Annotated in this window: 11 protein-coding genes; 3 read left to right on the plus strand and 8 right to left on the minus strand. The window is 62.7% G+C overall.

The window, feature by feature from the left end; all coding sequences use genetic code 11:
• Nucleotides 1-49: 49 nt before the first annotated feature.
• Nucleotides 50-451: a TadE family protein gene (locus RXV95_RS09880; RefSeq protein WP_338465881.1), complete on the minus strand. Its 402-nt coding sequence runs from the start codon at nt 449-451 to the stop codon at nt 50-52.
• A gap of 357 nt (nt 452-808) precedes the next feature.
• Here RXV95_RS09880 and RXV95_RS09885 point away from each other — a divergent pair, with 357 nt between their 5' ends.
• Genes RXV95_RS09885 through zapE form a run of 3 tightly spaced genes read left to right on the plus strand, consistent with a single transcriptional unit; the run spans nt 809 to nt 3,166 of the window.
• Complete coding sequence (locus tag RXV95_RS09885) at nt 809-1,591, plus strand: succinate dehydrogenase iron-sulfur subunit (protein WP_338465882.1); 783 nt, start codon at nt 809-811, stop codon at nt 1,589-1,591.
• Complete coding sequence (locus RXV95_RS09890) at nt 1,584-2,051, plus strand: PaaI family thioesterase (protein WP_338465883.1); 468 nt, start codon at nt 1,584-1,586, stop codon at nt 2,049-2,051. Before RXV95_RS09885 ends, RXV95_RS09890 begins: the two co-directional genes overlap by 8 nt.
• A complete protein-coding gene (gene zapE, locus RXV95_RS09895; protein ID WP_338465884.1) occupies nt 2,051-3,166 on the plus strand; it encodes a cell division protein ZapE in 1,116 nt (371 codons plus the stop codon). The genes RXV95_RS09890 and zapE overlap by 1 nt, the downstream gene beginning before the upstream one ends.
• Before the next feature lie 379 nt (nt 3,167-3,545).
• On the opposite strand, the gene RXV95_RS09900 is transcribed toward zapE, so the two are convergent.
• From RXV95_RS09900 to RXV95_RS09930, 7 genes are all read right to left on the minus strand, one after another.
• Nucleotides 3,546-5,813 carry an EAL domain-containing protein gene (locus RXV95_RS09900; protein ID WP_338465885.1) on the minus strand — a complete coding sequence of 756 codons (2,268 nt, stop codon included), beginning with the start codon at nt 5,811-5,813 and terminating at the stop codon, nt 3,546-3,548.
• A 100-nt stretch (nt 5,814-5,913) separates the two neighbouring features.
• Complete coding sequence (locus RXV95_RS09905) at nt 5,914-7,803, minus strand: XrtA/PEP-CTERM system amidotransferase (RefSeq protein ID WP_338465886.1); 1,890 nt, start codon at nt 7,801-7,803, stop codon at nt 5,914-5,916.
• A 9-nt stretch (nt 7,804-7,812) separates the two neighbouring features.
• A complete protein-coding gene (gene xrtA / locus RXV95_RS09910; protein WP_338465887.1) occupies nt 7,813-9,378 on the minus strand; it encodes an exosortase A in 1,566 nt (521 codons plus the stop codon).
• Complete coding sequence (locus tag RXV95_RS09915) at nt 9,368-10,594, minus strand: TIGR03087 family PEP-CTERM/XrtA system glycosyltransferase (protein ID WP_338465888.1); 1,227 nt, start codon at nt 10,592-10,594, stop codon at nt 9,368-9,370. The genes xrtA and RXV95_RS09915 overlap by 11 nt, the downstream gene beginning before the upstream one ends.
• Nucleotides 10,591-11,655 (minus strand): FemAB family XrtA/PEP-CTERM system-associated protein, encoded by a 1,065-nt coding sequence (locus tag RXV95_RS09920; RefSeq protein ID WP_338465889.1) that lies wholly within the window; start codon nt 11,653-11,655, stop codon nt 10,591-10,593. Before RXV95_RS09920 ends, RXV95_RS09915 begins: the two co-directional genes overlap by 4 nt.
• Nucleotides 11,652-12,500: an XrtA system polysaccharide deacetylase gene (locus RXV95_RS09925; protein WP_338468546.1), complete on the minus strand. Its 849-nt coding sequence runs from the start codon at nt 12,498-12,500 to the stop codon at nt 11,652-11,654. The genes RXV95_RS09920 and RXV95_RS09925 overlap by 4 nt, the downstream gene beginning before the upstream one ends.
• Nucleotides 12,501-12,580: 80 nt before the next feature.
• Nucleotides 12,581-13,756: an XrtA/PEP-CTERM system-associated ATPase gene (locus RXV95_RS09930; RefSeq protein ID WP_338465890.1), complete on the minus strand. Its 1,176-nt coding sequence runs from the start codon at nt 13,754-13,756 to the stop codon at nt 12,581-12,583.
• Between the last annotated feature and the right edge of the window lie 4 nt (nt 13,757-13,760).

Raw genomic sequence — 13,760 nt, forward strand, 5'->3', positions numbered from 1 at the left:
TTGCGTCCGGGGATCCCCCCGTCACCCCGGACGCAGCCCCGACAGCCGCCTAGCCGATGAACGCCTTCTTCCTGGACACGAGCGTGATGCCCGGCGCCCGGAACAGAACCGTCGGCAATCTGGTCCGCACTTTCGCTTCGACTTCTATATAGCGCGCATCGCCCGGCGCCCCGCCACGGGAAACGTCTATCGCCGTTGCCGCAAGCGCATCGCTGCCGTGATAGCTGTCCAGAACGATCTCCCGGATCTGGGCGTCGCTGCGCTGCGGATTTGCCGAAGCATATTGTGCGGCTTCGCTTACCGCGCGGTTCAACTGGCTCTTCGTCAGTAACAGGCTGCCTGACGAAAGGGTGCCCAACGCCATCGCAAGGACGATCGGCAAGGCCAGGATCGTTTCAACCGCCGCGAAACCTTCCTGCCGCCTCGCGAGGCTGGAAAAAACAGTCATCATGTCTGTCGCCCCCGTCAGATCGCATGGCTGCTGGCCAATGCGAATGCCCCCATTCGATGTGACCGGGTTACGACCCTTGAACCCGGCCCCGGGCGCAATGTGAGCGTTGCAGAGGTTTCTTTCGGGTTAATCTCCATTTCGGACTGATCCGACGGAAAGGCGAAATTAACCATTCATGGTCGAGTGACGCGGGATAAATCCAATCGCGAAAAAATCGGGCGCTAAGGATAGATTTTTCGCCATTTGCATGGCGGTTGGCGTTCCCTGCGCTTGCCCGACGCGGCCCAATCGCTAATAGGACTCGACAAGAACGAACTCGGTCCGGGCAATCGGACCCGCACGCCACAGGGGCAGATCATGGCAACCTTCACACTTCCGAAGAACAGCAAGATCACCGGCAAGTCGCAGCACCACGCTGCCGCGACCCAGGGCAGGATCCGCAAGTTCAAGGTCTATCGCTACGATCCGGAAAGTGGCGAGAACCCGCGCTACGACACGTTCGAGATCGATCTCGACGAATGCGGTCCGATGGTGCTGGACGCCCTGATCAAGATGAAGTCGGAGCAGGACCCCACGCTCACGTTCCGCCGTTCTTGCCGCGAGGGGATCTGCGGTTCCTGCGCCATGAACCTCAACGGGCGCAATGGCCTCGCCTGCACCACGGCTATCGAGGATCTGAAGGGCGAGATTCGCATTACCCCCCTTCCGCACATGGAAGTGGTCAAGGATCTCGTGCCCGATTTCACGCACTTCTATGCGCAATATGCCTCCATCCGTCCGTGGCTGCAGACCGTATCGCCCACGCCATCCGGCAAGGAGCGCCTGCAAAGCCCGGAACAGCGCGAAAAGCTGGACGGCCTTTACGAATGCATCCTTTGCGCGTGCTGCTCCACGTCGTGCCCGAGCTATTGGTGGAATTCGGACAAGTTCCTTGGCCCAGCGATCCTGCTGCAAGCCTATCGCTGGCTGGCCGACAGCCGCGACGAAATGACCGGCGAACGGCTGGACGAATTGGAAGACCCTTTCCGGCTCTATCGCTGCCACACGATCATGAACTGCGCGAACGTTTGCCCCAAGGGACTGTCGCCCGCGCGCGCCATCGCCGAAATCAAGAAGATGCAGGCAGAACGGGTTGTCTGACGGTTTCGCAGGCCGGGGATTTCGCAGCGAACCCGATCCGGAAAATCCGGGTTGGCGCACATGGCAGCTGGACGACGAAACGCGCTTCAACGCGTGGATGTTTCCCAAGCTGATCATTCGCCGCGACGAAGACGGAAAAGCTCGGTTGCGCGCTTTCCCTGAGCGACGGCACACCAACCTTGCGGACAATATCCACGGCGGAACCACGCTTTCGCTGATCGATATCGCGTTGTTCGGTTGTTCGCGCATGCTTGGCGTTATCGAGGCGGGAACGGCGGTTACGCTCGATCTTTCGGTCCAGTTCATCGGCGCCGGCCGTGCTGACCTGCCGATCGACGCGGTAACCGAATTGCTGCGCGAAACGCGGCGACTGGTCTTCCTGCGCGGGGTGGTAGAACAGGATGCAGAGATTATCGCCGCCTTTTCCGGCACCATCCGCAAACCGACGACGCCGAAGTGATGCGGGTTAGCGAGCGCTATGCCGCGCTTGTCGCCGCAGGCGAGTTGAAGCCTGACGCGGACCAGGCGCGCGCGGCCGAACAGCTTGACCGATTGCAGGCCGAGCTTGAATCGCCTTCTGCGACCCCCGGGATTTTCGCAAAGCTGCTTGGCCGCACCACATCGGTTTCGCCGCGCGGAATTTACATGTGGGGCGGCGTCGGTCGCGGCAAGTCCATGTTGATGGATCTGTTCCACGAAAGCCTGAACGTTGCGGCGAAGCGGCGCGTCCATTTCCATGAATTCATGCTGGAGGTTCACGCACGGCTGCGCGAGGAGCGCAAGAAGATGGGCGGCGATCCCGTCCTTCCCGTTGCCGCACAGATCGCTGCGGAAACCAAAGTGCTCTCGTTCGACGAGATGGTCGTCAACAACAGCGCCGACGCCATGATCATGAGCAGGCTGTTCACGGCCATGATCGTCGATGGCGGCGTTACCGTGGTCACAACGTCGAATCGCGCGCCAGATCAGCTCTACAAGGACGGGCTGAACCGCGAGCATTTCCTGCCGTTCATCGACCTGATCGAGGAAAGGCTGGAAATCCTGCCGCTCGACGGCCCCACCGATTACAGGCTCGAACGCTTGCGCGGCGTTGGCACATGGCATGTTCCCAACGGTCCGGAAGCAACCGAAGCGGTCCGCGAAGCGTTTTTCCGCCTGACCGACTATCCGCCCGAGGACAGCGAGCACGTCCCCTCCGCCGAACTCGATGTCGGTGGGGGGCGGATGATGCACGTTCCCAAAAGCCTGAAGGGCGTGGCGGTGTTCAGCTTCAAGCGGCTGTGTGCCGAGGCGCGGGGCGCATCGGACTATCTTGCCATCGCCCGCAATTATCACACGGTGATCATCGTGGGAATTCCGCAGCTGTCAAAGGAACAGCGCAACGAGGCGGCGCGGTTCGTGACAATGATCGACGCGCTTTACGAACATCGGGTGAAGCTGATCGCCACGGCCGATGCCTTGCCGTCAAACCTCTATGCGGAAGGCGATGGCCGGTTCGAGTTCGAACGGACCGAGAGCCGGCTGATCGAGATGCAGTCGGCAGACTATCTGGCCCTTGGCCACGGCGAGGAATGACACGACACCGCACGCACAGCGCCTGATTGTTCGCGCGCATTTTGTTGTCGGCCAACGCCATCCAGGCGAGTGTCATGGCCGGTCGGAAGGCGCGAAAACCCCGGCGAAAAAATTTCGATTCAGCAAAAGAAAATCCCGCACGGAACGGTCCGCGCGGGATTTTGCGTTAACGAATCGGTCATTACCAAGTCGATCTCAGGGAACTATTGCCCCCATGAGACCCTGCGACCCCTTGGTCCTGCGCTTCATGCGTCAATCGCAAAAACCACAGGCAAACCAGAGGGTTAGCTCACTTGAACAAGAACGACCAGAGCCAGCCACCAGTCATGTTTGCCTCCATCAAATGTTGGAGACATTTCTATAGCATTGAGAATGATGGTTAACAATCTCTAAACGTTTCGGATTCGGTGGAACCGTCGCGCCGCACCATTCCCGCATAGTGATCGCGCAATTGCGCGAAGGGTTGCGGGCGTCCGATGAAATAGCCTTGCCCCTGGTCGCAATTCAGTTCGCGCAGCAGGTTGAACGTGGCGATATCCTCTATGCCTTCGGCAACCACGACCTGCCCCAATGAATGCGCAAGCCCGATGGTGCTGGAAACGATTTTGCGGTTGCGATCGCTGCTCGTGATGGCCGCCACGAACCGACGATCGAGCTTCAGTTCGTCGCTCGGCAATTCGGCCAGATAGGAAAGGCTCGCTTCACCCGTGCCGAAGTCATCGATCGAAAGCCTGAAACCCATCGACCGTAGCTGGCCCAGGTTGTGGCGGGCCGCCGGACGATTGTGAACGCTGGACGTCTCCGTCACTTCAATCGTCAGCAACCGGCAATCGATACCGCGGCGGCGGACGATCTCCGAAATGCTGCTGACCAGCGACGGCTTGTCGACCATCTGCGCCGAGAGGTTGATGCTCATCTGGAAACGCTCGCCGAACGAGTTCATCGTTTCCGCCGACGTAATGGCCTGCTCCAGAACCCAATAGGTGAGCGTGTCGATGCGCCCGGCCCGCTCCGCCTGGAGGATGAAGGCGTCGGGCTGGATCGGGCCGCGCGTCGGGTGGTTCCAGCGGATCAGCGCCTCTGCGCCAGCGATGCGGTTTTCGCGATAGTCCCACTGCGGTTGGTAAGCGAGCCAGATGTCGCCGTTGCGCAGCCCCTCGTCTATACGTGCGTGAAGCGAGAGTTCCCACGGCGCTTCGGCAAGCCGCGCGGCTTCGAAATATTCAGCCGTCCTGCCGTTTTTCAGCGCCTCGCTGGCACTGGCAAGCGCACTATTCAGCCGCGCGAGCGCATCCAGACCTTCGTTCCGGTCAAGCCCGAAGTGGATATTGGTATCGAACGTGTGCTCGCCGATCTGGAGCGGCGCGGAAAAGAGCGCGCGCAACCCCTCCAGGTGATTGAGCTGGGTTTCAAGCGGCCGCGCCTCGTCGAGCCACGCGAAATGGCCGCCTTCACCATGATAGATTTCAGAACAGCCGGAACCAATGGAAAGCCGACGGGCAATCTGCTGGGCGCACTCACCGTGGAGCGAAGAAGGCAGTGTGGCCAGAAACTCGTCATAGCGCGCGATAACGCCCACCACGACATCGTGACCGGTCGGCAGGCTTCGTTCAGTTAACGCCAGCATATTGGGCAAGCCAGACCTGCTGGTATGCTGGACCCGTTTGCGCCACTTTTGCCAGAGGCGGCCCACGCCATACACAATGATCGTAACGAGTGCGACTTCGGGGGCGGAAACAATCCCTGCAAATTGCAGGACGATCGGCAAAAGCAATACTGCTGCGAGCGCCAACACGTATAGCCCCCTACGCACCAATCGCCGACTCGCTCTGCTGGCAAAGAAAATGATAACAGAAGATAGAAGAAATAGCGGAATCCATCCAAGAACGTACGGAATCGGTTTCTTGAGTTCCTGCGCTCCTGAAATATCCACGACAACTGGCGCAACTCTCCCGTGCCCGAAGTAGCCAAGTTCACTGCTGTGATCTTCGGAGCTCACAATAACTGTTCGGCCGGTCAGAAGGCCGGGCTCAAAGTCACCTTGAATAAACTGTTTCGCTGTAATCGTGCGCACCGATTCAGGTGCCATTGACGGATCGAAGGCATAGAAGCGTTGAAGGCCCGATCGAACGCCGGAAACACTAGATGCTAGGGTTGGATAAGAACGGTCCCCAATGTCGACCGTGTACGGCGTATCAAGCGCGAAATCGAGAAAATTGGTGTGCCAATCCGAAACGACAATTGGGGCATGGCCGACGATCGAATCGGGCGGAAACTCAAAGTTTTGTGCGGTGAAATTGCCATTTTTTGCACCACGAACGACGAAAGCCAAATCACCGCCAAAGCTCTTCACAACCTCGGCCAGCGATGAATCTGCAGCTGGATCCGCGCCACTATCCACTTTGCTGTCGAAATACACCTTGTGCGGCATTTGCCGACGGAGAAGTTCTAGGAGATGCGCCTGTTGCCTTGTTGACCAGGTAGGATTGTTCTTGTTGGCCGTATCCTGAGCGATCGAAAGAACAATGATGGAATCAGGCGCCCGGACCTCTCCCACCTTGAACCTGACGTTCCAATAAGCGTGGTTCAACGGTTCGGCGACAGCGAACAGGCCGCACAGCAGCCCGATCAGCACGGCAATCGCCAAAGGTGTTTTCAGAAACGTTCGCATCAACCGTCACGGACCATCAAACCAAGAGTGGTTTAGTCCGCAATGGTGAAGAACGTCCTAAGATGGTTACCGGATGTCAACCAAGTCGCCCCAGCGCCTTGTCCAGCATCAGCAATTGCCAAAGCACGCGACTGTTATCGCTACGCCCCGAAGCATGGGCAGCGGCCAGCGCGCCGATCCGCTTGCGGTCGAACCATCCTGTTGCCGCGAGCGGCCCCGAAGTGCCGATGGCGGCTGCATCGGCGGCAAGCGGGCCGCGCAGCCACGCGGCAATCGGCGTCACAAAGCCCATTTTCTGCCGGAACAGGATCTCGTCGGGCAAATAGCGGCGCATGGTCTTTTTCATCAGCCATTTGCCCGTGGCGCGGTGCACACGCATCGCTTCGGGAAGGCGTGCGCCGAATTCCACCAGGCGATGGTCGAGCAGCGGCTCGCGCGCTTCAAGGCTCACGGCCATACTCGTCCGGTCGACCTTGGTCAGGATATCGCCGGGCATATGGAATTTGAGGTCTGCATACTGCGCGCGGTCGAGGCCGCTTCGCGCGGGCGCCTTGCGCATCAGGTCGACGAATGGCGCCTCCCCCCGGTAGCTTCCGCGCAGGCGTTCGAAATCGGGCGTATAGAGCGCGGCGCGTTGTTCGGGCGTCGTTACCGAAACGGCCTGCGCATAACCTTCTTCTCCGTTGCGGGCGAGGCTCAACAACGTGGCCCTGGCGCGAAACGGCCGGGGTGCCCAGTCCGCCTTGGGGTACAGGCGCCCCAACCCGCCAAAAACGGGTTCGCGAAACGATCCCGGCAAAAGGCCGCGAACCTGCTCCTCACGATGATGGAACACTTGCCGCCGATACCCGGCGAAGGCCTCATCCGCGCCATCGCCCGACAGCGCGACGGTCACGTGTTCGCGGGCAAGCTCGCACACCCGCAAGGTGGGCAGCGCGCTGGCATCGGCGAAGGGTTCGTCGAAGATTTCCGCAAGCCTGCCTGCAAGCGCGAAATCGTCGGCCGAAACGACGCGCGAACGATGGGATGTTGCAAACTTGCGCGCCACAAGGTCCGCATGGGCCGTCTCGTCGAAGTCGGGCACGTCGAACCCGATCGAGCAGGTCTTTACCGGATGGCTGCTCGCTTCCGACATAAGCGCCACCACCGAAGAGCTGTCCACACCGCCGGAAAGGAACGCGCCCAGCGGCACGTCCGCCAGCATCCGTGACGAGACAGCCTGTCGCAAGTGGTGCAGCATTTGTGCTTCGAGGTCCGCTGCCTTGCCCGGCTCACGCTCCGTAAAGGAAACGTCCCACCATTGGACCGGCGGCGGAGGCGGCGCGTCGTGGCGCAGCAGGCGATAATGCCCCGCCGCCAGCTTTTCGACGCCTTTCAGGATCGATGCGTGTTCGGGAACGAAGCCCCAGGTCAGGTAGTCCTCGACCGCGAGCGGGTCGATCTCTCGCCGCAAGGACGGATGGGCAAGCAGCTGCTTCAGTTCCGATCCGAAGATCACGCTGCCGTCAGCAAGGTGCGCCATGTGCAATGGCTTCACGCCCAGGCGATCCCGCGCGAGCAGCAGCGTTCTGCGGTCAAGATCGTAGAGCGCGAAGGCGAACATGCCTTGCAGGCGCGGCAGGCAATCGACGCCCCAACGCTGCCACGCGGCCAGGATTACTTCGCCATCGCCATCGGTGTGGAAATGCGCGCCTTGTGCAGCAAGTTCGGCCCGCAATTCGCGGAAATTGTAAATCTCGCCGTTGAAGACGAGCATCGCGCGCCCGTTTGCAGAGGCCATGGGCTGCGGCGATCCGGCAAGGTCAATTATGGCGAGCCTTCGAAACCCCAGCCCTATGCCCGGCGCGGTCCAGATGCCGTGCCCGTCCGGGCCGCGATGGACAATGGCATCGCACATCCTTTCGATCCGCGCCGGATCGACAGGCTTCAGCCCCTGCGTATGGAAAATACCGGAAATTCCGCACATCCGCGCGGCCTACTCCACAGCGCCGATGCGGTCCATCCACGGACCGGGCGCGCCTATGGAAGCCAAGAAGGCGGTAATCGCGCTTTCCGCGTTGCCGCCGTCCGCCTGTTCGCTCGACACGATCAGCGTCGCGGTCGGTGTCGCCCGGACCAACAGCCGGTCGCGGATGTTCGCCAGCTTGAGCCGCAGATTGCTGCCGGTGGTCATGCCATCGGTCCGATACCAGGTAACGGCGATCCGCTCCGTCCCGTCCGGCGCCTGTATCCGTTCACCAAGGCCGCCGTCCGGCCCCGGCGCCGGAGAGGCCCAGGCCCAGTCGCTCCCCAAAGGCACCGCACCCTGCCCGAAGCCCCCGGCTTCCGCGCCGTCCCCCTGCCGCGAATAGAGTGCGTAGGAAACATCCACGACGTGACCGGCACCGTCCACGTACCGGCCAAGCAGGCGATGGTCCGCACCCTGGTGAACCGGCTGCCAAGTGTGGGCGGGCGCATAATCCACGCGGTGCCATCCGGGCACATCGGGAAGGTGTATCTGCGCGGCGATGGTGGCCGACATACGGTCCGCCGCAAATGCCCATAGAGAGACAGCCAGAACAATCGCACCAAGGGCGGCCAGCACCGCCGTCAAAGGCGCGGTCGCGGACGAAAGGCGGCGAAGCAGCAGGTTTTCTTCGACTGCCGGTGCATCGACGATCGGATCGTCCATCGGCCGGTCGAAAAAAGGCCAGCTCATCGCCATGACAAGGCCCATGACGATCGCGAAGAAGACCCAGCCATAGAAGATGTGATCGAAGCCCGCGGCGAACTCCACCCCGCGATACTGGGCGATAAATATCGTGCCCCATGCGCGAACACCGTTGGCAAGGATCGGCACCACAAAGCAGGCTGCGAGCAGCGCCGCCCTGCGCGGCCAGCTGCGGAAGCAGACATTGGCCACAAGCGTGCCATAGGCCACCATGGCGATCAGGAACTTCACGCCTGAGCATGCCTCGGCCACTTCGAAATAGCCGCGCGGCGTTGTGATGAACACGCCCTGGATCGACGCCGGAACGCCCGATCCGTGCAGCAAGGCCATCGTGATCCTTGCTGTCGCCAGCTGCAATGCGGGAATGAACTCGTCGCCGAAGGGGACGAGGAAGACCATGTAGAACAGCGGAAAGGCCAGACCGGCGCTTACCTGCGGGCCGAGCAGCGCAATGGCGCTGCCCTGGAACATGATGACCACGCCCGCCTGCGACAGCAGGCTGAAGCCGGCAAAGCCGCCCAGCACCCAGACAAAGGCACCGCCCGCGAACCACAACAGCCCCGGCCACCACGCCTGCGGCTGAAGGCGCTTCAATTGCGGCCAGCGAACCGTGACAAGCCAGCCAAGGATCGCCGGTATCAGCAGGATGTGGTTATAGGTTGAACTGTCCCACCATTGGCGGCCCATCGCCGCCCAATCGCCGATGAACAAGACAATGAGCGCAAGCCACACCGCGCAGAGGCTGGTCATCGCAACGCGCCAGGACGGGGAAAGCCCGTCCATGAACTTTCTGATCGGCGCGGGCGCGGCGCGCGCCAGGTCAAGCTGCATGGCGATGGTCCGGCTGATCGAGGCCGCACCACGCGGCAAGCGGCGCCAGCACGGCGTCCCACGCCTTTTCGGCTTCCACGAATGCACGCCCGGCCCGGCCCATGCGCGACGCCGCGTCGGGGTTTTCCAGCATTTCGACGGTGCGCCGGGCAAGCCCCTCCACGCCATCGGCTATCGCGATCTGGTCGCCTTCCTTCGCCCCGATGCCCAGCGCCGCTTCGGGTGTCGCGAGAACGGGGCGCGCCATGGCCATCGCTTCCAGCACCTTGTTCTGAACCCCGCGCGCGATCAGCAGCGGCGCAACGACAAGGTCCGCGCCGGCCAGCCAGGGCCGCATGTCTGGCACGCCGCCATGCACACGTGTTCCGTTGCAGCCTTCAAGCGCGCGGACTTTTGCCGTGGGCGCCCGGCCAACTATATGGAACCGCGCATTGCCGATCCGCTGACGGACCAGCGGCATCGCATCGCGCGCAAACATGGTCACCGCCTCTATGTTGGGCGGATAGTCCATCTGGCCGGTGAAGACGATGTTCGCCCCGCCACCCAGCGCGTCCGGCACAGCGCGAACCGTCGCCGGATCGAAGAACCGCGTATCTATTCCATTCGACATGGCAGACACCCTGTTTCCGTCCGCCGTTGTCAGGCGCGACCGGAACAGGGCGGCTTCCTCATGCGTCGAAAGAATGGTTCGATCTGCGCGCGCGGCAACCCGGTCCTCGAACCGGGAAAGCAGCCGTGCCTCGCGCCGGTAAAGCGTGGCGACCGGCGCATGGGCGCGTTTTGCGTAATCCTCAAACTTTGCCGAATCCACGTCAACCAGGTCCATCACAATGCGCCCGTCAAAGCGGTCGGGCAGGTATTGCGCCATCTGGCCGCTGAACACGACGATGACGGAGACCGGACGCGACGCCAGGACATGCGCCACAAAGTCCCGAATCCGCCGCGAGGCGAAGGCGGCAAGGCTGACAGGAATGCCCGTCGCCACGGCCTCTATCGTTGCCAGCGGCACCGGCCTGGTGCGTGAAACGATGCAGTGGCTGGCGGACAGGCGCGCAAGATCGCCTTCATGCGCGGCGTCGTCTTCGGATTCGACAAACGTCGCCACGTGGACCGGCGCAAGCGCAGCAAGGCGCTTCAGGATATTGTGCGAACGGATCTTGTCCCCGCGATCGGGCGGGAACGGGATGCGGTGCGCAAGGAACAGGATCTCGCTCATGCAAGGCCGCCCGCGATCAAGGGGCCAAGCCGGTTCGCGATGCCCAGCGGCAGCCTTTGCCACGCCGCGATCCGCGCGCGGTATCTGGGGCTGAGCGGATTGACATCGCGCGGTTGCTGCCCCGATGCCGTCCATTGGGAATAGCCCAGCGGTTCGGGCGTAAAGCCCCAGTTGCGCTTGAACCTGTATGCCCCGGTTTCGACCTTCGAGCGCCCGAAATCGAACCGATCGCACCCGCGCTTCCGCGCGTGGCACATCAGCGCGTAATACATAACGTCATTGGCCCGAAGCGCGCGGGCCGCGTGAACGCCGCCGCCCCAATAGGGCATCACAGCGCCGCGATGATACAGGCTCAACACGCTGGCAACCGGCACGCCTTCGTGCACAACGGTCAGGATATCGGCGTCCTCGCCGAAACCGTCCATCACCGTATCGAACAGCTTGCGCGGGAATACCGGCGTGCCAAGGTTGCGCACGCTTTCGGCATAGACGGCAAAATGCATGGCGCGATCGGCAGCGGACCGTCCGGTCTGCACTTGCATTTCGCGCGACAGCCCTTTGCGCACTTCGGCGCGTTGCTTGCGCGGGATCGCCGTCAATTGCGCCTCGTCGTCTTCGGCAAGCGGCGCGACGAATCCCGCGTGGCTGTCCAGCTTGTGGTGCCAGCCACGCGCTTGCGGCAGACGCCCGCCACGCAGTTCGACCGATGGGCACTGGTGACGCATGGCGAGTTCCTCTGCCGCGCGCAGCAACCCTTCCCCTTCGCCCGCATGGTCTTCCAGCAGTCCGCCGCCCACCCCAAACCCGGTGGAAACCAGCGCGCGGCCGAACAGCGCGGAATGCACTTCGCTGAGCGGAAGGAGCGCACAGATCGTCCCGCCGCGTTCCGCGATCAACCAGTGCGTGCGATGGCCGCAGGCGCGTTCCACCGCGTCCAGCCACTCGGGTCGGTGGAACGCGGTGGCGTCGGGGTGCCGGGCAACGAATGCCGAAATGGCCGCCCGGTCGCCGGGGTCCGCGATGCGCACGGTGCCGCGCGATGGTGAAAACGGCGCATTCATGACGCCATGCCCGCCTGGCTGGCGGCAACCTCGTCCATCCGGCCCCAGCGGAAATCGCCGATCAGTTGCGAAAGCTTGGCCTGCATCCGGTCAAGGTTGGTGTAATGCCGCAGCCGCGAACGCAGCGGCGCGTTTGCGACGCGCGGCTGGCCCGGATCGATCTCCCACGGGTGGAAATAGAACACCGCCGGGCGGCCGTCCCGAGCGTTCACCTGCCGGATCGCCCAGCGCGACACGCCATAGGGCAACACGCGGAAGAAACCGCCACCGCCCGCCGCAATGCGCCGCCCAGCCAGTTCGGCGGTCGTCACGGGAATCTCGATCAGGTCGGACCCGGCAACCGGACGGAACGCGAACCGCGGTGCCTCGCGCCAGCCATAGTGATCGTGCACGATAGGCGCGACGGACGAGGAATAGACGTAACCCTGTTCGGCCAGCACTTCATGCGCCCACGGCGTGCGCGCATCGATGGAAAAGCTGGGCGCGCGATAACCGCATACCTTCTGGCCGGTAATGTCTTCCAGCACCTTGCGCGTTTCCGAAATGTCGCGCGCGAAGCGTTGCGGGTCCAGCGTGAAGACGCGCGCATGGTCCCAACCGTGGCTGGCGATTTCATGGCCGGCATCGGCAATCGCCCGCATCATCGCAGGGTGGCGTTTCGCAACCCAGCCCAGCGTGAAGAACGTGCCCTTCACGCCTGCATTGGCGAACATTTCCAGAATGGCGGAACAATTGGCTTCCACGCGGGGGACCAGCCCGTCCCAGTCGCCACGCTCGATCACTTTTTCGAACGCGCCGACCTGGAACCAGTCCTCAACATCGACGGACAGACCGTTCACGGGCAGTCCATTGACAGGCGGCCCCGGTTCCGTGGCCCGATGTTCCGTGGCCCGATCGGCCTTCATCGCGCGCTCCCTTGCCGCTGTCAGGCTGCGGCCCGCTGCGGGTCTTCACCCTCGAACCATTCGATCAGCATCGTCAGCGTGTGGCGCAGCATCTGCTCCTGTTCATCCACCCGCGCTTCGAGAGAGGCGATGCGCCGGGCGGCCTCGCCCAGGGCTTCCAGGATCTCGTCGTCGTCCGGGCGGTCCGCCGCGTTGGCCGTGCCCTTCATCTCGGCAAGCTCGATCACCGCCTGCTGCAACTCGCTGATCTGCTCGTCCCGGCTGGCAAGTGCCTCCTCGATCGCGGCGCGGCCGGCTTCGACCGTTTGCACCGGTGCGCCATCCGCGACATCCATTTCGGCCAGGACCCGCGCCGCCTCCGGTTCTTCAGGCGCCGTCGGCGCATCGGCCGACATGTCCGCTAGGACGGCCGCCAGCATTTCACGGTCAAGGTGCGCGCTGTTCTCAATCTCGCCCATCAGCAGAAGACGGTTCACGATCTGGTTGATCCGGCGTGGAATTCCGGCGCTGGCGTCGGACAGGTCATCGAACAGCGCCCGGTCGAACGAAGGCCGCTCCCCGTCCCAGCCCACACAGCGCAGGCGGTGCTCCACATAGGCGCCCACCTCGGCCGCATCCATGCCGGTAAGGTGATGGTTCGCGATCACGCGCTGGCGCAACTGCTCAAGGTCGGGACTGGTGCGCAGGTGCTCGCGAAATTCGGGCTGGCCCAGCAAGAGCAATTGCAGCAGCGGATGCGCGCCAAGCTGGAAGTTCGAAAGCATCCGCAGCTCTTCCAGCGCACCGAACGAAAGGTTCTGCGCTTCGTCCACAACCAGCAGGCAGCGCCGCCCGGCACGCGCTTCTTCCTGCAGGAAGGCTTCGATTGTCGCCAGCGCCGCCGCCTTGTCATGCCCGGCAACGTCAAGCCCGAAGGCATGGGCGGCAACGTGGATCAGTTCTTCGCCGTCCAGCGCGCTCGTCACGATCCGGGCGATGGTCAGCCGCTGCCGGTCCACCGTTGCCATCAGGTGCGCGGCGAGCGTGGACTTGCCCGCGCCGACCTCGCCGGTGATGACGATGAAGCCCTCGCCCTGCGCAAGGCCATATCCCAGGTAGGACAAGGCCTTCCTGTGCGTGTTGCTTTCGAAATAGAACTCCGGGTCCGGCGTCAGCTGGAACGGGCGTCCTGAAAAGCCATAGAAGTCGTCGTACATCGAA

The organism is Novosphingobium sp. ZN18A2 (assembly GCF_036784765.1).
Lineage (GTDB): Bacteria > Pseudomonadota > Alphaproteobacteria > Sphingomonadales > Sphingomonadaceae > Novosphingobium.

What these genes read in the sequence shown, in the direction of transcription:
- RXV95_RS09915 (WP_338465888.1), bottom strand. Translation starts at nt 10,594, where the DNA reads ATGAGCGAGATCCTGTTCCTTGCGCACCGCATCCCGTTCCCGCCCGAT.
- RXV95_RS09930 (WP_338465890.1), bottom strand. Translation starts at nt 13,756, where the DNA reads ATGTACGACGACTTCTATGGCTTTTCAGGACGCCCGTTCCAGCTGACG.
- xrtA (WP_338465887.1), bottom strand. Translation starts at nt 9,378, where the DNA reads ATGCAGCTTGACCTGGCGCGCGCCGCGCCCGCGCCGATCAGAAAGTTC.
- RXV95_RS09920 (WP_338465889.1), bottom strand. Translation starts at nt 11,655, where the DNA reads ATGAATGCGCCGTTTTCACCATCGCGCGGCACCGTGCGCATCGCGGAC.
- RXV95_RS09880 (WP_338465881.1), bottom strand. Translation starts at nt 451, where the DNA reads ATGATGACTGTTTTTTCCAGCCTCGCGAGGCGGCAGGAAGGTTTCGCG.
- RXV95_RS09905 (WP_338465886.1), bottom strand. Translation starts at nt 7,803, where the DNA reads ATGTGCGGAATTTCCGGTATTTTCCATACGCAGGGGCTGAAGCCTGTC.
- RXV95_RS09885 (WP_338465882.1), top strand. Translation starts at nt 809, where the DNA reads ATGGCAACCTTCACACTTCCGAAGAACAGCAAGATCACCGGCAAGTCG.
- zapE (WP_338465884.1), top strand. Translation starts at nt 2,051, where the DNA reads ATGCGGGTTAGCGAGCGCTATGCCGCGCTTGTCGCCGCAGGCGAGTTG.